Origin of the sequence: Pseudomonas sp. WJP1, assembly GCF_028471945.1 — a bacterium.
Taxonomy (GTDB): domain Bacteria; phylum Pseudomonadota; class Gammaproteobacteria; order Pseudomonadales; family Pseudomonadaceae; genus Aquipseudomonas.
Map to the genome: position 1 here is coordinate 5791974 of NZ_CP110128.1, position 16510 is coordinate 5808483.

The 16510-nt window shown below is 61.0% G+C and carries 12 protein-coding genes; 2 read left to right on the forward strand and 10 right to left on the reverse strand.

Going from position 1 to position 16510, the window contains the following annotated elements:
- Positions 1-40: 40 nt before the first annotated feature.
- Positions 41-352, reverse strand: coding sequence for a divalent cation tolerance protein CutA (cutA, locus tag OH720_RS26035; RefSeq protein WP_272603415.1), 312 nt, complete (start codon positions 350-352; stop codon positions 41-43).
- Between the two features lie 5 nt (positions 353-357).
- Positions 358-4254 carry a phosphoribosylformylglycinamidine synthase gene (gene purL, locus OH720_RS26040; protein WP_272603416.1) on the reverse strand — a complete coding sequence of 1299 codons (3897 nt, stop codon included), beginning with the start codon at positions 4252-4254 and terminating at the stop codon, positions 358-360.
- A gap of 285 nt (positions 4255-4539) precedes the next feature.
- On the opposite strand from purL, the gene mltF reads away from it, so the two are divergent.
- The gene (gene mltF / locus OH720_RS26045; RefSeq protein ID WP_272603417.1) at positions 4540-6000 is read left to right on the forward strand and encodes a membrane-bound lytic murein transglycosylase MltF; all 1461 of its coding nucleotides are present in this window, start codon (positions 4540-4542) and stop codon (positions 5998-6000) included.
- A 125-nt stretch (positions 6001-6125) separates the two neighbouring features.
- Here mltF and pdxJ read toward each other — a convergent pair whose 3' ends face one another.
- From pdxJ to lptF, 8 genes are all read right to left on the reverse strand, one after another.
- A complete protein-coding gene (gene pdxJ / locus OH720_RS26050; protein ID WP_007973957.1) occupies positions 6126-6872 on the reverse strand; it encodes a pyridoxine 5'-phosphate synthase in 747 nt (248 codons plus the stop codon).
- 49 nt (positions 6873-6921) lie between these two features.
- Positions 6922-7605 carry a DNA repair protein RecO gene (gene recO, locus OH720_RS26055; RefSeq protein WP_272603418.1) on the reverse strand — a complete coding sequence of 228 codons (684 nt, stop codon included), beginning with the start codon at positions 7603-7605 and terminating at the stop codon, positions 6922-6924.
- A gap of 159 nt (positions 7606-7764) precedes the next feature.
- On the reverse strand, positions 7765-8667 hold the full coding sequence (gene era / locus OH720_RS26060; RefSeq protein WP_008056597.1) for a GTPase Era: 903 nt from the start codon (positions 8665-8667) through the stop codon (positions 7765-7767).
- Positions 8660-9349 carry a ribonuclease III gene (gene rnc, locus OH720_RS26065; protein ID WP_008056598.1) on the reverse strand — a complete coding sequence of 230 codons (690 nt, stop codon included), beginning with the start codon at positions 9347-9349 and terminating at the stop codon, positions 8660-8662. The genes era and rnc overlap by 8 nt, the downstream gene beginning before the upstream one ends.
- Before the next feature lie 184 nt (positions 9350-9533).
- Positions 9534-10388 (reverse strand): signal peptidase I, encoded by an 855-nt coding sequence (gene lepB, locus OH720_RS26070; RefSeq protein WP_008056599.1) that lies wholly within the window; start codon positions 10386-10388, stop codon positions 9534-9536.
- 5 nt (positions 10389-10393) lie between these two features.
- Complete coding sequence (lepA, locus tag OH720_RS26075) at positions 10394-12193, reverse strand: translation elongation factor 4 (RefSeq protein WP_272603419.1); 1800 nt, start codon at positions 12191-12193, stop codon at positions 10394-10396.
- Between the two features lie 171 nt (positions 12194-12364).
- Positions 12365-13426 (reverse strand): LPS export ABC transporter permease LptG, encoded by a 1062-nt coding sequence (lptG, locus tag OH720_RS26080; protein ID WP_008056605.1) that lies wholly within the window; start codon positions 13424-13426, stop codon positions 12365-12367.
- On the reverse strand, positions 13419-14537 hold the full coding sequence (lptF, locus tag OH720_RS26085) for an LPS export ABC transporter permease LptF (protein WP_008056607.1): 1119 nt from the start codon (positions 14535-14537) through the stop codon (positions 13419-13421). Before lptF ends, lptG begins: the two co-directional genes overlap by 8 nt.
- A 425-nt stretch (positions 14538-14962) precedes the next feature.
- On the opposite strand from lptF, the gene OH720_RS26090 reads away from it, so the two are divergent.
- Positions 14963-16453: a leucyl aminopeptidase gene (locus OH720_RS26090; RefSeq protein ID WP_272603420.1), complete on the forward strand. Its 1491-nt coding sequence runs from the start codon at positions 14963-14965 to the stop codon at positions 16451-16453.
- Positions 16454-16510: the final 57 nt, after the last annotated feature.

Here is a 16510-nt window from a genome sequence, read left to right on the forward strand (position 1 = left end):
GCTGACGAATCAGCGGGTTTTCAGGGCGGTAATCAAAGGATCAAAAATCCTCCAGTCGCCACACCTCATAAGCCGGTGTCTCATAGGGGTGACTTTGTTTCAAAGCCGCCACCACCGAGCGGATCAACTCATCGGCCACCACAAGTTCAACCTTCCATTCCTCGACCTGCTCGACCTGCCCTTCCTCGCCAATGAACGGCTGGCTACCGTCCAGAGGGCGAAACTGACCAAGCCCCAGCACTTGCCATGAACAGTGGTCGTAAGCGCCGATCCGTCCGCCACCAGCGGCGAATACGGCACTCTTGACCCCATCGACATGACTGTCGGGAACAAAAAAGCTGAGCTTGTACACGGCTCTTAGTTCACCCAAACGCGAGCGTTACGGAACATACGCATCCAAGGTGCGTCTTCGTTCCAGTCTTCCGAGCGCCACGAGTTCTGCACGGCGCGGAACACACGCTCCGGGTGCGGCATCATGATGGTCACGCGACCGTCACGGCTGGTCAAACCGGTGATCCCGCGCGGCGAGCCGTTCGGGTTGGCCGGGTAGCTTTCGGTGACCTTGCCGTGGTTGTCGACGAAACGCATCGCCACGCAACCGGACAGATCGGCTTCCAGCAATGCCTCTTCGCTGGCGAACTCGGCATGGCCTTCACCGTGGGCGATGGCGATCGGCATGCGCGAACCGGCCATGCCTTGCAGGAAGATCGAGTTCGACTCCTGGATCTGCACCATGGCCACACGGGCTTCGAACTGCTCGGAACGGTTACGCACGAAGTGCGGCCAGAACTCGCTGCCCGGGATCAGCTCGTGCAGGTTGGACATCATCTGGCAACCGTTGCATACACCCAGGGTGAAGCTGTCGTTACGTTCGAAGAAGCCCTGGAACGCATCGCGGGCGCGGCTGTTGAACAGCGCCGACTTAGCCCAGCCTTCACCGGCGCCCAGTACGTCACCGTAGGAGAAGCCGCCGCAGGCAACCAGGCCCTTGAACTCGTTCAGGTCGACGCGACCGGCCAGGATGTCGCTCATGTGCACGTCGATCGCGTTGAAGCCGGCGCGGTCGAACGCAGCCGCCATTTCCACCTGACCGTTGACGCCCTGCTCACGCAGCACGGCAACCTGTGGGCGGATGCCTTTCTTGATGTAAGGCGCGGCGATGTCCTGGTTGACGTCGTAGCTGAGCTTGACGCTCAGGCCCGGGTTGTCTTCTTCCAGGAGCACGTCGAATTCCTGATCGGCGCAGTCGGCGTTGTCACGCAGACGCTGGATCTGGTAGCTGGTCTCGGCCCACTGGCGCTGCAGCAGACGACGCTGGCCTTCGAACACGGTGTCACCGTTGAAGGTGATGTCGATCTGGCCGTTGTTGATCGGCTGACCGATCACCGACACGCACTCGCCCAGGCCGGCAGCGCTGAACTGCGCGAGGATGTCCGGGGTTGCATCCTGACGAACCTGGATCACGGCGCCCAGTTCTTCGTTGAACAGGATCGCGGCGATGTCAGCAGACGTTTCCGCCAGGCCGTCGAGGTTCAGGCTCAGGCCGCAATGACCGGCGAAGGCCATTTCCACCACGCTGGTCAACAGACCACCGTCGGAACGGTCGTGGTAGGCCAGCAGGTGGCCGTCGGCGTTGAGGCCCTGGATCACCGCGAAGAACGCTTTCAGGTCTTCGGCGTCGTCGACGTCCGGAGCCTGCTTGCCGAGCTTGCCGTGAACCTGTGCCAGGATCGAGGCGCCCATGCGGTTCTGGCCACGGCCCAGGTCGATCAGGATCAGGTCGGTGGTGCCCTTGTCCATGCGCAGTTGCGGGGTCAGGGTCTGACGGATGTCAGTCACTGGCGCAAAACCGGTCACGATCAGGGACATTGGCGAAGTCACGGCCTTGTCCACGCCGTCATCGTTCCAGCGCGTGGCCATGGACATCGAGTCCTTGCCCACCGGAATGGTGATGCCCAGCTCAGGGCACAACTCCATGCCGACCGCTTTCACGGTGTCGTACAGACGCGCGTCTTCACCCGGGTGACCGGCAGCGGACATCCAGTTCGCCGACAACTTGATGTCGGAGATCTTGCCGATGCGCGAAGCCGCGATGTTGGTCAGGGTTTCACCGATGGCCATGCGGCCCGACGCCGGAGCGTCCAGCAGCGCCAGCGGAGTACGCTCGCCCATGGCCATGGCTTCACCGGTGTAGACGTCGAAGCTGGTGGCGGTAACGGCAACGTCGGCCACCGGAACCTGCCACGGGCCGACCATCTGGTCACGTGCCACGAGGCCGGTGATGGTGCGGTCGCCGATGGTGATCAGGAAGCTCTTGCTCGCCACGGCCGGGTGATGCAGGACGCGCTCGACGCAGTTGGCGATGTCCAGGGTCGACGGATCGAAATCGTCGCCCAGCTCGTTTTCACGGACCACCGAACGGTGCATGCGCGGGGCTTTGCCCAGCAGCACTTCGAGCGGCATGTCCACCGGGCTGTTGCCGAAGTGGCTGTCGGTGACGGTCAGCTGCGGCTCGGCCGTGGCTTCGCCGACGACGGCAAACGGGCAACGCTCGCGTTCGCAGATCGCCTTGAAGCGCTCGAAATCGGCCGGGCCGACTGCCAGTACGTAGCGTTCCTGGGATTCGTTACTCCAGATTTCGTGCGGGGCCATGCCCGGCTCGTCGTTTGGAATGTTGCGCAGTTCGAAACGGCCACCGCGGTCGCCGTCGTTGACCAGTTCCGGGAAGGCGTTGGACAGGCCACCGGCACCCACGTCGTGGATGAAGCTGATCGGGTTCTTGTCGCCCAGCTGCCAGCAACGGTCGATGACTTCCTGGCAACGGCGCTCCATTTCAGGGTTTTCACGCTGTACGGAGGCGAAGTCCAGGTCTGCCGAGCTGGTGCCGGTGGCCATGGAGGAAGCGGCGCCGCCGCCCAGGCCGATCAGCATTGCCGGGCCGCCAAGCACGATCAGCTTGGAGCCGACCAGGATCTCGCCTTTCTTGACGTGCTCTTCACGGATGTTGCCCATGCCGCCGGCCAGCATGATCGGCTTGTGGTAACCGCGAACTTCGTCACCGTGCGGGGTGGTGATCGATTGCTCGAAGGTACGGAAGTAGCCGGTCAGGGCCGGACGACCGAATTCGTTGTTGAACGCAGCGCCGCCCAGCGGGCCTTCGATCATGATGTCCAGCGCGGTGACGATGCGCTCCGGCTTGCCGTACGGCACTTCCCACGGCTGTTCGAAGCCCGGGATCTGCAGGTTGGACACGGTGAAACCGGTCAGGCCGGCTTTTGGCTTGGCACCACGACCGGTCGCGCCTTCGTCGCGGATCTCGCCACCGGAACCGGTGGATGCGCCCGGGAACGGGGCGATCGCGGTCGGGTGGTTGTGGGTCTCGACTTTCATCAGGATGTGCACCGGCTCCTGCACCGCGCCGTACTGGCGGGTTTCAGGGTCCGGGAAGAAACGCCCGGCCACGGAGCCGACGATCACCGAAGCGTTGTCCTTGTAAGCCGACAGGACACCTTCGCTGTGCATCACGTAGGTGTTCTTGATCATGCCGAACAGGCTTTTTTCCTGGCTCTCGCCATCGATGTCCCAGCTGGCGTTGAAGATCTTGTGGCGGCAGTGCTCGGAGTTCGCCTGGGCGAACATCATCAATTCGATGTCGTGCGGGTTGCGCTTCAAGCCAACGAAGGCGTTGACCAGGTAGTCGATCTCGTCTTCGGCCAGGGCCAGGCCCAGCTCGGTGTTGGCTTTTTCCAGCGCGGCGCGGCCGCCACCTAACACGTCGATCGCGGTCAGGGGTTTTGGCTCGGCGTGGCTGAACAGGCCGGCGGCCTGTTCCAGGTTGCCCAGGACGATCTGGGTCATGCGATCGTGCAGTGCATCGGCGATCAGCTGGGCGTCAGCATCGCTGAACTGGCCGGCAACGTAGAACGCAATGCCGCGTTCCAGGCGCTGGATCTTGGTAAGGCCGCAGTTGCGAGCGATGTCGCTGGCCTTGCTCGACCACGGCGAGATGGTGCCGAAACGCGGCAGCACCAGGAACAGACGACCGGTAGGCTCCTGGACAGGAACGCTTGGACCGTACTTCAGAAGGCGCGCAAGCACCTGCTGTTCGTCGCCGGTCAGGACGCCGGTAACTTCGGCGAAGTGAGCGAATTCAGCATACAGGCCACTGACAGCCGGGACCTTCTGGCTCAGTTGCTCAAGGAGCTTGCTGTGGCGAAAGGCAGAAAGGGCAGGAGCGCCGCGCAGGATCAACATCTTCGGGACAGCCTCGGGAAGGGGTGTGCTTTGAGGCCGTGCATTCTAGCCTAAACAGCCCGCGACAGCACCCGAAACGCTACGCACGGTTGCACTCGAGTGCCGATCTGTGTTTCTGATTCGAAAGTCAGGTTAACCGGGCGTGTAACGGCAGGTTATTTTTACTGTATCAAAATGCAGAAAAGGCCCATTCCTACGGTGTTTCAGCCCTTTTTTTGATTGCTAGCAGACTCCCCCATCACTGTCGAGATATGGCGCTCGTGGTCCTTTGCGTATACTGCGCAAATGTTTTCCCCAACGGCTTTGCGTCCGCGGTACGCCAAATGGCTGATCGCAACCGGACTCTTCCTGATGCTCAGTGGCTGTGTTGATAAACCCAACACACTGGAGCGCGTAAAGGAGGATGGTGTGCTGCGGGTGGTTACCCGTAACAGCCCCGCCACCTACTTTCAGGATCGCAACGGTGAAACCGGCTTCGAATACGAGCTGGTGAAGCGCTTCGCCGACGATCTGGGGGTCGAGCTCAAGATCGAGACGGCCGACAACCTCGACGACCTGTTCAACCAGGTGGGCAAGCCCAATGGCCCGGTGCTGGCGGCCGCCGGCCTGGTCAGCAGCGAAGCACGCAAGAAGCAGGTGCGGTTTTCCCACCCCTACCTGGAAGTCACTCCGCAGATCATCTACCGCAACGGCAAGTCGCGCCCTACCGATGCGAAGGACCTGGTCGGCAAGAAGATCATGGTGCTCAAGGGCAGCACCCATGCCGAGCAGCTCGCACAGCTGAAACAGAAGTTTCCCGGCATCGAATACGAAGAATCCGACGCGGTCGAGGTCGTTGATCTCCTGCGCATGGTCGACGAAGGTCAGATCGATCTGACCCTGGTCGACTCCAATGAAGTGGCGATGAACCAGGTGTACTTCACCAACATCCGGGTCGCCTTCGACCTGGGTGACGCCAGCAACCAGAGCTGGGCGGTGGCGGCCGGTGACGACAACAGCCTGCTCAACGAGATCAACGAGTACCTCGACAAGGTCAAGAAAAACGGCACCCTGCAACGCTTGAAGGACCGCTACTACGGGCACGTCGACGTACTCGGCTACATGGGCGCCACCACGTTCGCGCAGCACCTGCAGCAACGCCTGCCCAAGTACGAGCAGCACTTCAAGGCGTATGCCAAGAAAGAGAAAGTCGACTGGCGTCTGCTGGCGGCAGTCGGTTATCAGGAATCGTTATGGCAGCCCGCAGTGACGTCCAAGACCGGCGTGCGCGGCCTGATGATGCTGACCCAGAACACCGCGCAAGCCATGGGCGTGTCCAACCGCCTCGATCCCAAGCAGAGCATCATGGGTGGCGCCAAGTACCTGGCCTACATGAAGGATCAGCTGGACGAGTCGATCCAGGAACCAGATCGCACCTGGTTTGCCCTGGCCGCCTACAACGTCGGCAGCGGTCACCTTGACGACGCCCGCAAGCTGGCGGCCAAGGAAGGCTTGAATCCGGACAAATGGCTGGACGTAAAAAAAATCCTGCCGCGCCTGTCCGAGAAGAAGTGGTACAGCAAAACCCGTTACGGCTACGCCCGTGGCGGCGAGCCGGTGCATTTCGTGGCGAACATTCGTCGCTATTACGACATCCTGACCTGGGTAACGCAGCCACAGCTTGAAGGCGAACAGGTGGCCGAGGGCAAATTGCATGTGCCGGGGATCGACAAGTCCAAACCGACCCAGGAACCGGCCCCGCTCTAATCGCCACCACCCATCAAATGTGGGAGCGAGCCTGCTCGCGATAGCGGTTCATCATTCAACATTTCTGTTGGCTGACACTCCGCTATCGCGAGCAGGCTCACTCCTACAGGGTTTTGTATTGGATCTTAGGCCTTGGCGGCAGCCGCCAGAATCAGCGCCTTCATCTCCGAAACAGCCGACTTGAAGCCCACGAACAACGCATGGGCCACCAGCGCGTGGCCGATGTTCAGTTCGTTGATGCCCTTGATCGCGGCCACCGCCTCGACGTTGTGATAGTGCAGACCGTGGCCGGCATTGACGATCAGGCCTTGCGCCAGGCCGAACGCTACGCCGTCGGCGACGCGCTTGAGCTCTTCAGCCACTTCGGTCGGTGTCTCGGCATCGGCATAACGACCGGTGTGCAATTCGATGGCCGGTGCACCCACACGGCGTGAGGCTTCGATCTGCCGTTCGTCGGCATCGATGAACAGCGACACTTCAGAGCCGATCTTCGACAGGCGCTCCACGGCGGCCTTGATCCGCGCCTCCTGCCCTGCCACGTCCAGTCCACCTTCGGTCGTCAGTTCCTGACGGGTTTCCGGCACGAGGCAGATGTGCGCCGGGCGGATGCGTTCGGCGAACTGCATCATTTCCTCGGTGATGCCCATTTCGAAGTTCATGCGGGTTTGCAGCACGTCCTTGAGCACCAGCACGTCGCGCTCCTGGATGTGTCGGCGGTCTTCGCGCAGGTGCACGGTGATGCCGTCCGCACCCGCCTCTTCCGCATCCAGTGCTGCCTTGACCGGGTCCGGGTAGCGAGTGCCCCGGGCCTGACGCAGGGTGGCAACGTGGTCGATGTTCACGCCAAGAAGAATGCGGGTGCTGGTGGTCACGGAAGCGCTCCAGAATAAGAAAAAGTTCGGTGCACAGCATACGGGGAGACTACGGCTTGCGAAACAGCTCGCGACTGACCAGGGGACGACCGCCCAAATGAACGGCCAGTGCCTGGCGCATCAAACGCTTGGCCGCGGACAACGCACCCGGTGCACTCCAGTCGGCTTCAGCCATGGCCAGCAGTTCGGCGCCGTTGAACAACCCGGGCTGCAGCAGATAGACCCGCTCCAGTCCCGCATCCACCTGCAGACGGTAAAGACCGTCTGGTGCAATGGGTTCGTCGTGGATATCGGCCGTCAATGAAAAGCCGTAGCCCAGATCATCCAGCAAGCGCCATTCGAACGAACGCAGCAACGGCTCCAGCGCCCGACCCTCGGCCAGGGCGAGCAAGGTCGCGGCATAGTGATCGAACACCGAAGGGAAAGGGTCTTCAGCGGGCAGCAGGCGAATCAGCAGCTCGTTGAGGTAAAGACCGCTGAACAGTGCCTCGCCGTTGAGCCAGGTGGCGATGCCGGCACTCTCCATGCGCCCGACATTCTTCAGTTCGCTACGCCCGCGAAACTCGACCTCCAGCGGCACGAACGGCCGCGCCAGCGTCCCGGCCTTGCCCCGCGCACTGCGCAATACCGCCCGCAGCCGACCTTGGGGCGTGAGGAAGTCCACCAGGGCGCTGTTTTCGCGGTAGGCTCGGGAATGCAGGACGTAGGCGGGTTGCGGGATGGGTTGGGACATGGAGCTCTCAATGATGGATCGCGATTTTACTGACCACCCAAAACCACTGTGGGAGCGAGCCTGCTCGCGATGAGGGACTAACATTCAACAAATCTGTTGACTGACAGACCGCTATCGCGAGCAGGCTCGCTCCCACAGTTTTATCACCTGGACTCAGGTTTACAGGTCGCCGTAACCCAGCGAACGCAAGGCGCGCTCGTCGTCGGACCAGCCGCCCTTCACCTTGACCCACAGGTTGAGCATGATCTTGGAGTCGAACAACAGCTCCATGTCCTTGCGCGCTTCAGTGCCGATGCGCTTGATACGCTCGCCCTTGTCGCCAATGATGATCTTCTTCTGGCCATCACGCTCGACGAGAATCAAGGCATGGATATGCAGGGTCTTGCCCTGCTGCTTGAACTCTTCGATTTCGACGGTGATCTGGTACGGCAGCTCGGCGCCCATCTGGCGCATGATTTTCTCGCGTACCAGCTCGGCGGCGAGGAAACGGCTGCTGCGGTCGGTGATCTGGTCTTCCGGGAAGAAGTGATCGTTTTCCGGCAAATGGTCGGCGATCACCCGCTCCAGCGCGTCGAGGTTGTGCCCGTGCTGCGCGGAAATCGGGATGATCTGTGCGTTCGGCAGCTGCTCCTGCAACCAACTCAGGTGCGGCATCAGCTCGGCCTTGTCCTCGATACGATCGGTCTTGTTCAGCGCCACGATCAGCGGACCGGTCACGTATTGCACGCGCTCGAGGACCATCTGGTCTTCGTCGGTCCACTTGGTACGGTCGACCACGAAGATCACCACGTCGACGTCTTTCAACGCCGCCGAAGCGGTCTTGTTCATGTAGCGGTTCAAGGCCTTTTCGCCGCCCTTGTGCATACCGGGCGTATCGACGTAGATCGCCTGCACATCACCCTCGGTCTTGATGCCGAGCATGTTGTGACGGGTGGTTTGCGGCTTGCGCGAGGTGATCGCCAGCTTCTGGCCGAGGATGTGGTTGAGCAGCGTGGACTTGCCCACGTTCGGACGGCCGACGATGGCAACATAGCCACAGCGCGTTGCGTTTGTATCAGTCATTGCCATTCTCCACACCCAGGGCAATCAGTGCTGCGGCGGCCGCTACCTGTTCGGCAATACGACGGCTCACACCCTGACCTCGGCTTTTTTCATTCAGAAGGGTGATTTCACATTCGACGAAGAACGTCCGGCAATGCGGTTCACCCTGGATATCCACCACTTCGTAACGCGGCAGCTCGCAACCACGGGACTGCAGGAATTCCTGCAGGCGGGTTTTTGGATCTTTGTTGGTGTCGACCAGCGTCAGGCCTTCGAACTCCCCAGCCAGCCAGGCCAGCACGCGCTCGCGCGCCACTTCCATGCCGGCGTCCAGGTAGATCGCGCCAATCAGTGCCTCCAGGGCATCGGCCAGAATCGACTCGCGACGGAAACCGCCGCTTTTCAGTTCACCGGAGCCCAGGCGCAGGTATTCGCCCAGATCGAAACCACGGGCCAGTACGGCCAGGGTCTCACCTTTGACCAGGCGTGCGCGCAAACGCGACAGCTGGCCTTCGCGGGCCAGCGGGAAGCGATCGAACAACGCCTCGCCGGCAACGAAGTTGAGGATGGCATCACCGAGGAATTCCAGGCGTTCGTTGTTACGCCCGGCAAAACTGCGGTGAGTCAGGGCCAGGACCATCAGTTCCTGGTCCTTGAAGGTGTAGCCGAGCTGACGCTCGAGACGGCTTAAGGAGACGCTCACGGTTTACCCACGCTGAGTTCGTGGTTGGATTCCACCGCCATCGCCGGGAATTGGCGCAGGCTTGGGACAATTAACGCTGTGTTCAAAAATAACGTCCTGAATATCGTTGTTTTCATGCCTCTGTCGCCGATTGTGCCGACTCCAGAAATGCATTCGGCGCTGTGTTCAACAGCGCCGTGTCTGATTACTGGATCAGGCCAACCCGCGAGAAATTCGGCAGGTGACTGAGTTTGGGTTCCGGCCAGCTCATCCAGACCGCGAAGGCCTTGCCGACGATATTCTTGTCGGGAACCATGCCCAGCAGATCCTTGGGAATGGCTGGATCATCCCAATAGCGACTGTCGTTGGAGTTGTCGCGGTTGTCGCCCATCATGAAGTAGTGCCCGGCGGGCACGGTCCATGTACGGTCCGGCGCTGCGCGGTAACGGCTCATTTCCTTGCGGATCAGGTGCTCGGCGACACCGAGTTTTTCCTTGTAGAGCTCGGCGCTGCCCAGCGTGCCCGGCTCGGAGCCGACCAGCTTTTCGGCAATCGACTCACCGTTGACGAACAGACGCTTGTCAGCGGTGTACCGCACCGTATCGCCCGGCAGCCCCACTACACGCTTGATGTAGTTGACGTTCGGATCGCTCGGATAACGGAACACCATCACATCGCCACGCTGCGGCTCACCGACTTCGATGACTTTCTTGTCGATCACCGGCAAGCGAATCCCGTAGGAAAACTTGCTCACCAGGATGAAGTCGCCGACGTCCAGGGTCGGTTTCATCGAGCCGGAAGGGATCTGGAACGGTTCCACCAGGAACGAACGCAGCACCAGCACGATGAACAACACCGGGAAGAACGACTTGCCGTATTCGACCAGCAAGGGTTCCTTGCTCAGCTTCTCGACCACCACCCCGTCAGGCTGGCTGACGCTGCCCTGATAGGAAGCGATGGCAGCACGCCGACGCGGCGCCAGGATCAACAGATCAAGCAACGCCAACAGGCCGCAGACGAACACGGCGATGACCAGCAACAGCGGGAAATTTAGTGACATAGGACCTAGCTATCCAACCTGAGCACGGCAAGGAAGGCTTCCTGTGGAATTTCCACGTTGCCGACCTGCTTCATGCGTTTTTTACCGGCCTTTTGCTTTTCCAGCAGCTTTTTCTTACGGCTTACGTCACCGCCGTAGCATTTGGCCAATACGTTCTTTCTGAGCGCCTTGACGGTTGTACGCGCCACAATCTGCCCGCCAATGGCGGCCTGGATTGCCACGTCGAACATCTGCCGCGGAATCAGTTCTTTCATCTTCTCGGTCAACTGGCGACCTTTGTAGTGCGCATTGTCACGGTGCACGATCAACGCCAGGGCGTCGACCTTGTCGCCGTTGATCAGCACGTCCAGTTTCACCAGACTAGCCGATTGGTAACGATCGAAATGGTAATCCAGCGAAGCATAGCCGCGGCTGGTGGATTTCAGGCGATCGAAGAAGTCCAGGACCACTTCGTTCATCGGCAAGTCGTAGGTCACTTGGACCTGGGAGCCAAGGAACAGCATGTCGACCTGCACACCACGTTTCTCGATGCACAGCGTAATGACGTTACCCAGGTGCTCTTGCGGCACAAGAATGTTGGCGCGCACGATCGGCTCGCGCATGTCTTCGATGGTAGACAGGTCCGGCAGCTTCGACGGGTTATCGACGTAGATCGTCTCGCCGGTCTTGAGCAGCAGTTCGAAGATTACCGTCGGCGCCGTGGTAATCAGGTCCAGGTCATACTCGCGCTCCAGGCGCTCCTGGATGATTTCCATGTGCAGCATGCCGAGGAACCCGCAACGGAAGCCGAAGCCCAGGGCGTCGGAGCTTTCCGGGGTGTACTGCAGCGACGAATCGTTCAGGGTGAGCTTTTGCAGGGCCTCACGGAAGTCTTCGAAGTCGTCGGAGCTGACCGGGAACAGGCCGGCGTAGACCTGCGGCTGGATGCGCTTGAAACCTGGCAGTACATCGACATCCGGCGTCGAGCTCAAGGTCAGGGTGTCACCCACCGGCGCACCGTGAATGTCCTTGATGCTGGCGATGATGAAGCCCACTTCACCGGCCTTCAGGTCGACGGTCGGGGTGTGTTTCGGGTTGAATACACCGACGCTGTCCACCAGGTGGACCTTGCCGGTGGACTTGACCAGGATCTTGTCACCCTTCTTCACGCGACCGTGGCGCACTCGCACCAGGGACACGACGCCCAGGTAGTTGTCGAACCAGGAGTCGATGATCAACGCTTGCAGCGGATCCTCGATGTTGCCGGTCGGCGCAGGAATGGTGGTGACCAGGCGCTCAAGCACTTCATCAACGCCCAGGCCGGTCTTGGCAGAGCACGTGACCGCGTCGGTGGCATCGATGCCGATGATTTTTTCGATTTCTTCCTTGACGCGGTCCGGATCGGCCTGTGGCAGGTCGATCTTGTTCAGCACCGGCATCACTTCCAGGCCCTGTTCGATGGCCGTGTAGCAGTTGGCAACCGACTGCGCTTCAACACCTTGACCGGCATCGACCACCAGCAGCGCGCCTTCACAGGCTGCCAGCGAGCGGCTCACTTCATAGGTGAAGTCAACGTGACCTGGGGTATCGATGAAGTTCAACTGGTAGTTGATCCCATCGCGAGCCTTGTAATACAGCGTGACGCTGTGCGCCTTGATGGTGATCCCGCGCTCACGCTCAAGATCCATGGAATCCAATACCTGGGCTTCCATTTCACGCTCGGCCAGGCCGCCGCACATCTGGATGAAACGATCGGCCAGCGTCGACTTGCCATGGTCAATGTGGGCGATGATGGAGAAATTGCGGATATGACTCAAATCACTCACGGATCAACACTCAAAAAGGCTGCAGGCATAGCCCGCCGAAAAATAGCCGGGAATTGTACCTGATCCACGGCGCAAGCGTCACGTTTGCAGGCCAGACGGCCCGTACAAAAACGCCCCGGTCTTGCGACAGGGGCGTTTTTTATCAGCAGTGAAGCGAGGAATTGGTCGCCATCAACCGGCGCGACGCAACAACCACAGCCCGGCCAGGGCACAGACACTGGCTGGCACGAGCACCGCAAACAGGGGCGAAAAACCGAAAACCAGGCTTGAAGGCCCCAGCAGATCCTGGGCAATACGGAAGGTGAAGCCCACCAGCACACCGGTAAACACCCGCTGACCGAGGGTCACCGAGCGCAGCGGACCAAAGATGAAGGAGATTGCCATCAGTACCAGGGCAGCGGTAACCAGCGGCTGCAACACCTTGACCCAAAATGCCAGCCAGTAGCGGCCATTGTTCAGTCCCTGGTCGGCAAGATAGTGGATATAGCCCCACAGCCCCGAGATCGACAGCGATTCCGGTGCCATGACCACCGTGCTCAGCAATTGCGGGCTCAACGCCACGTCCCAGCGCTCGACTGGGGCAGCCACCACTTCGGTGCTCTTTTCGTGGAATACCGTGGTGGTGACATCGGACAACTGCCAGTGATCCTTGTCGAACTCGGCGCGCTTGGCGAAGCTCGCCGACAGCATGTGCCGCTCTTTGTCGAAGTGATAGCGGGTCACGCCATACAGCAGGCCATTGGGTTGCACGGAGTTGACGTGGATGAATTCGTCACCCTGGCGATGCCACAGGCCGTGCTTGGCGCTTTGCGCGTCGCCACTGCCCTGGGCCAGCGAGCGGTTGGCCTGGGCGGCGCTTTCAGTCGCTGGCGCCACATACTCACCAATCAGCACCCCCACCACCATCAGCACCAGCATCGGCTTCATGACCGCCCAGACGATCCGCCCGATGGACACGCCGGCCGCACGCATGATGGTCAGCTCGCTGTTGCTGGCCAGGCTGCCGAGACCGATCAGGCAACCGATCAGGGCCGCCATCGGCAGCATGTCGTAGAGCCGGCGTGGCGCCGTCAGCAACACGTAGCTCAGGACGTCGACCAGGGTGTAGGTATCGCTGGCGTCGCCCATCTCGTCGATGAACGCGAACAACGTGGCCAGGCCGAGAATAATCCCCAATACCGCCAGGATCGCCACGAACACGCTGCTACCGATGTAGCGGTCGAGCTTAACCACGGGCCACCTCCAGCGCGCTGCGGCGACTCGCCATCTTCAAGCGTAAAGGCTCCCAGTAGAGCAGGCCCAGGCCAATGGCCAGGAATATCCCGTGCACCCACCACAAGCCCAGCGCTGGCGGGATCTTGCCCTTTTCAAGGGCGCCGCGAGCGGCAATCAGGATGGTCAGGTAGGCCATATAGAGAAGGATTGCCGGCAACAGCTTGAGGAAACGCCCTTGGCGCGGGTTGACCCGCGACAGCGGCACCGCCATCAAGGTGACGATGAACACCAGCAACGGCAGGGACAGGCGCCATTGCAGTTCGGTGCGCGAACGGATGTCTTCGCTGCCCAGTAAGGAAGCCGTGGTCATGGCGTCACGATCGGTCACTTCGTCGCTGACGTCCGGCTTGGGCAACAGCACGCCGTATTCGTCGTACTTGATCGCCCGGTAATCGGCCTGCCCAGGGTTGCCGTCATAGCGGTAGCCGTTATCGAGGATCAGGTAGCGGTTGCCGTCGGGGCGGATTTCCTGTCGGCCTTTTTCCGCCACCAGCACGGAGATCCCGCGATCCTTCTTGTCGGAACTGATGTTCTTTTGCGAAATGAAGACCCCCGCCAGATTGATGCGGTCGTCAGACAGCTGCTCGGTATAGGTCACCCGCGTGCCATCGCGCAGGGCCTGGAAGCGGCCAGGCTCGAGGGTGTCGAACTCGGTCAGGGCATCCTGCTTGTTCAGAAGCAACTGGAACTGATTGGCGCCCTGTGGCGCCAGGCTCAGGCTCAACCAGGCAACGAGCAGTGCAACCAGGGTGGCCGGGAACAGGGTCATGCGAAACAGGCGTTGCTGGCTCATGCCGGTGGCCGACAGCACGGTCATTTCGCTTTCAAGGTACAGGCGACCGTACGCCAGCAGGATCCCGAGAAACAGGCCCAGCGGCAGGATCAGCTGCAGGAACCCCGGCAGGCGAAAACCCATGATGAGGAACAGCGAGCCCGGATCCAGTTGACCGGAAGCGGCCTGCGCGAGGTACTTGATGAAGCGTCCGCTCATGATGATGACCAGCAGCACCGCACTGACGGCGCTCAAGGTCAACAGGACTTCGCGGGATAGATAACGGAAGACAATCAAACCAGACACTCCAGGGTTGTCAGGCTATGGCGGCCAAACAAGCAAACACATCAGACAGCCCGCAAGGCAGGGCCGTCGAAAAAGATGGCGCATTATCCTGTGATTGGGTGCGCCTGTCACTGCGCAATGCATTGGGGGAATGTAGGAGCGAGTGCTCCGGGCGGCGATCCGACGATGGTCGTCAACGATAACGCGGGAAGTCTGAGGCCCCGCGGCGGCCTCAGGTTTTTCGCGAGCAGGCTCGCTCCTGCATTGGCCGACAAAACCGCGAAGATCGTACAACCGAGGGTTGTCAGGCGCCGCTGGCGAGGTTCAAACTGCCGCCTTCGTCGCCAATCGATCCTGGCGCCTTTCTATTTATAAGCAAGCGCTGCCCGCACCTTGTCGAGCGCTTGTCTATTGACCATCAATTCAGGGACCCGGACATGGAACTGGTTGTAAAAAGCGTCAACCCGCAAACGTTGAAAACCGCCACGCTGGTGGTTGCCGTCGGCGAAGGCCGCAAGCTCGGCGCTGTGGCCAAACAGCTCGACGAACTCAGCGCTGGCGCCATCAGTGCCGTACTCAAGCGCGGCGACCTGGCCGGTAAGGTTGGCCAGAGCCTGTTGCTGCACAGCCTGCCGAACCTGAAAGCCGAGCGCGTATTGCTGGTCGGCGTGGGCAAGGATGAAGAACTGGGTGACCGCCCGTTCCGCAAAATCATTGCCGGCATCCTCAGCACGCTCAAAGGCCTGGGCGGCAGCGACGCCGTGCTGGCCCTGGACGAAATCGTCGTCAAGGGCCGCGACAGCTACGGCAAGACACGCCTGCTGGCCGAAACCCTGGTGGACGGCGAATACCAGTTCGACCAGTTCAAGAGCCAGAAAGCCGAGCCGCGCGCCCTGAAGAAAATCACCCTGGTGACCATCAAGGCCGCCGAGGCTGAAGTGCAACGCGCCGTGAACCACGCCACCGCCATTGCCAACGGCATGGCCTTGACCCGTGACCTGGGCAACCTGCCGCCGAACATCTGCCACCCGACTTTCCTTGGCGAGCAAGCCAAAGACCTGGGCAAGCAATTCAAGGACCTGAAAGTCGAAGTCCTCGATGAGAAAAAAATCAAGGCCCTGGGCATGGGCTCGTTCTACGCCGTCGGCCAGGGCAGCGCCCAGCCGCCACGCCTGATCGTCATGCAATACAACGGTGGCAAGAAGTCCGAGAAGCCCTACGCCCTGGTCGGCAAGGGCATCACCTTCGACACCGGCGGCATCAGCCTCAAGCCGGGCGCCGGCATGGATGAAATGAAGTACGACATGGGTGGCGCTGCCAGCGTGTTCGGCACCGTGCGTGCCGTGCTCGAACTGAAGCTGCCGATCAACCTGGTGTGCATCCTGGCTTGCGCCGAGAACATGCCAAGCGGCAATGCATCGCGCCCAGGCGACATCGTCACCACCATGAGTGGCCAGACCGTGGAAATCCTCAACACCGACGCCGAAGGCCGTCTGGTGCTGTGCGACGCCCTGACCTACTCCGAGCGTTTCAAGCCGCAAGCAGTGATCGACATCGCCACCCTGACCGGCGCCTGCGTGGTTGCACTGGGCTCGCACACCTCGGGCCTGCTGGGCAACAACGAGCAATTGATCGACCAACTGCTGAGCGCCGGCAAGGCGGCCGACGACCGCGCCTGGCAATTGCCGCTGTTCGATGAGTACCAGGAACAGCTGGACAGCCCGTTTGCCGACATCGCCAACATCGGTGGTCCGAAAGCCGGCACCATCACGGCGGCCTGCTTCCTGTCGCGCTTCACCAAGAACCTGAACTGGGCGCACCTGGACATCGCCGGCACCGCATGGACCAGTGGCGGCAAGGACAAGGGCGCCACTGGCCGTCCGGTTCCGCTGCTGACCCAATACCTGCTGGACCGCGCCAAAGCCTGAAACCAATGATCCCGGGCGGCGTCACTTTCGAGTGACGCCGCACAAGGGTCAGGAACC

Bases quoted from the DNA above. Each gene is read 5' to 3' on its own strand.
- era (WP_008056597.1), bottom strand. From the start codon at position 8,667: ATGACTGATACAAACGCAACGCGCTGTGGCTATGTTGCCATCGTCGGC.
- recO (WP_272603418.1), bottom strand. From the start codon at position 7,605: ATGTCCCAACCCATCCCGCAACCCGCCTACGTCCTGCATTCCCGAGCC.
- mltF (WP_272603417.1), top strand. From the start codon at position 4,540: ATGTTTTCCCCAACGGCTTTGCGTCCGCGGTACGCCAAATGGCTGATC.
- purL (WP_272603416.1), bottom strand. From the start codon at position 4,254: ATGTTGATCCTGCGCGGCGCTCCTGCCCTTTCTGCCTTTCGCCACAGC.
- lepB (WP_008056599.1), bottom strand. From the start codon at position 10,388: ATGTCACTAAATTTCCCGCTGTTGCTGGTCATCGCCGTGTTCGTCTGC.
- OH720_RS26090 (WP_272603420.1), top strand. From the start codon at position 14,963: ATGGAACTGGTTGTAAAAAGCGTCAACCCGCAAACGTTGAAAACCGCC.